The following is a 2313-nucleotide window of genomic DNA, read 5'->3' on the forward strand; positions in this document are numbered from 1 at the left end:
CGGGGACAGGATTTGAACCTGCGACCTCTGGGTTATGAGCCCAGCGAGCTACCGAGCTGCTCCACCCCGCGTCGTTGTGTTAATAGATTACATGGGGGTGAAACCGGCTTTCAGGCGGGTACCCCTAACTTCCCGAAGAGCCTTTGACCAGGTGTTATGGCGCGACTTTGTCATCGAGCCAGCCGAAGACGCCGTTGAGCACCATGGTCAGCCCGTCGGCGAACCTGCCCTCGATGTCCTCGTCGAACACCCAGGCCGTGGGCGTGACGTCGTAACGCGGGTCCCGTTCGCCCGGAACCGGGTAAACGGCCTGCTCTTCGATGGTGAAACCGATGACGTAGCTGTACACGGTGAACAACGCTCGTCCGGCCAGGTGCAGTTCGAGCCCCGCGTCGACGCGCCCTTGAAACGGATTGTCACCAAGAAGACTGTCGTCGGTCAGGAAAGTCCCGGAGAAGACCTTCGCCCCGTCACGGTAAGCAAGCATCATCCGGCGTAAGGCCCGTGACGCCAGCTCGAGCGCTTCCCGCTCCCCCGTTCCCTCGGGAACACGGCCCGGCATCGCGTCCGCGTACATCTGCGTCGCCATCTCGTCGAGCAGCTCCTGCTTGTTCTTCACGTGCCAGTACAGCGCGGGCGCCTTGACGCCGAGTTCCTGCGCGATCAGGCGGAGCGTCAGCCCGTTGAGCCCGACGTCGTTGAGCAGCCGAAGCCCGGCGCGGACGATGTCCTGCCTGGTCAGACCCACTTTTGTCCCTCGTTCCAGCGGAAGCACCTTGACAATTTAACGATGTTAAGGGCACGCTGGCCGCAGGTCAATTTAACATCGTTAAGGAGTGGTATGAACAACCTGGGGACGGACGTGATCGTGGCCGGAGCGGGGCCGACGGGGCTGATGCTGGCCCACGAACTCGCGCTCGCCGGCGTCGATGTCGTGGTCCTGGAACGGCATCACGAGCGCACGGGACTGTCGAAGGCGCTGAACCTGCAGCCGCGGACCGCGGAAATGCTGGAGCTGCGCGGACTTCTGGACGGTGCCGAGGAGCGTTCGTTCGCGACGGTGCAGGACGGGCATTTCGCGATGATCCCGATCGGCTACGACGGGTGGGACACTCGATTCCCTTTCCAGCTGGGGATTCCGCAGGCACAGGTCGAGGCTTACCTGGAGGAACGGCTTGCCACACAAGGAACAAAGGTGGTCCGCGGCGCCGAAGTAATCGATTTCGTGCAGGACAAGGACTTTGTCTCTGTTCGGTACCGAACAGACAGTGGCGAGAACCGGCTGCACGCGAAGTTCCTCGTCGGCTGCGACGGCGCTCGAAGCGTTGTACGCAAAGGACTCGACGTGGACTTTCCCGGGGTGGACGGTGAAGGCTACGGGGTGGTCGCGGACGTCCTGTTCGACAAAATCCCCGCCGGTGCGCAAAAACAGTGGCGAACGATGCGGAACGTCGGCGAGCCGACCGGGGCGACCACGTTCAAAGGCCTGATTCCGCTGGGAGAACCGGGGCTCTACCGGTTCGTGTACGGCGATCGGGCCTCGCGCCCCAAGGACATCCGGTCCGCCATCTCGCACGACGAAGTCCGGCAGGCCCTGCTCGACTCGTACGGCGAGACGGCGACGGTGTCGGAAATCCGCTGGGCGTCACAGTTCTCCGACGCGGCGCGGCAGGCGGAGCGCTACCGCGTCGGCCGGGTGCTGCTGGCAGGGGATGCCGCGCACATCCATTTCCCGGCAGGTGGCCAGGGGCTGAACCTGGGTGTGCAGGACGCCATGAACCTGGGCTGGAAGCTCGCCGCGACAGTGCGCGGCTGGGCCGGTGACGACCTGCTCGACACCTACGAGGCCGAGCGGCACCCCGTGGGCGCTCAGGTGCTGCACAACGTCGCCGCTCAGCTAGGGCTGACTCCGCGCTCTCACGAGTCTCGCGCGCTTCGCGCGCTCTTCGGTGACCTTGCGGAGCTACCCGAGGTGAGCCGGTACCTGTCGGGCATGGTTTCCGGCCTCGGGATCCGCTACACGACGCACGGGACGTCGCATCCCGCGCTCGGCTCGCGGCTCACCGACCAGGACGTCGCTACCGCAGCCGGCCCGCTGCGTCCCAGCACCCTGTTCCGCGATGGCGGCTTCGTGCTCCTGACGACCACTCAGGCCCACGTCGATGCCGCCCGGGCTCACGCCCACTCACCCCGTCTGACCACCCAGCTGGTCACGACCCTGCCGTGGCCCTCGACGGATGCCGTCCTTTACCGCCCCGATGGCTACGCCTGCTGGGTCGCCCCCACCCCCACGCGATAGCAAAGGTCCCCTGC

The 2313-nt window shown here is 65.5% G+C and carries 2 protein-coding genes; one reads left to right on the forward strand and one right to left on the reverse strand.

From position 1 onward, the window contains the following. Positions 1-154: 154 nt before the first annotated feature. On the reverse strand, positions 155-748 hold the full coding sequence (locus ACXIZN_RS43090; RefSeq protein ID WP_257488934.1) for a TetR family transcriptional regulator: 594 nt from the start codon (positions 746-748) through the stop codon (positions 155-157). 93 nt (positions 749-841) lie between these two features. Here ACXIZN_RS43090 and ACXIZN_RS43095 point away from each other — a divergent pair, with 93 nt between their 5' ends. After that, entirely contained in the window at positions 842-2299 is a 1458-nt protein-coding gene (locus ACXIZN_RS43095; RefSeq protein WP_457960765.1) for an FAD-dependent monooxygenase, read from the forward strand. The last annotated feature ends 14 nt before the right edge of the window (positions 2300-2313 follow it).

The organism is Amycolatopsis sp. TRM77291, from assembly GCF_054166285.1.

Coding starts and splice junctions, on each gene's coding strand:
- ACXIZN_RS43095 (WP_457960765.1), top strand. CDS start 842: ATGAACAACCTGGGGACGGACGTGATCGTGGCCGGAGCGGGGCCGACG.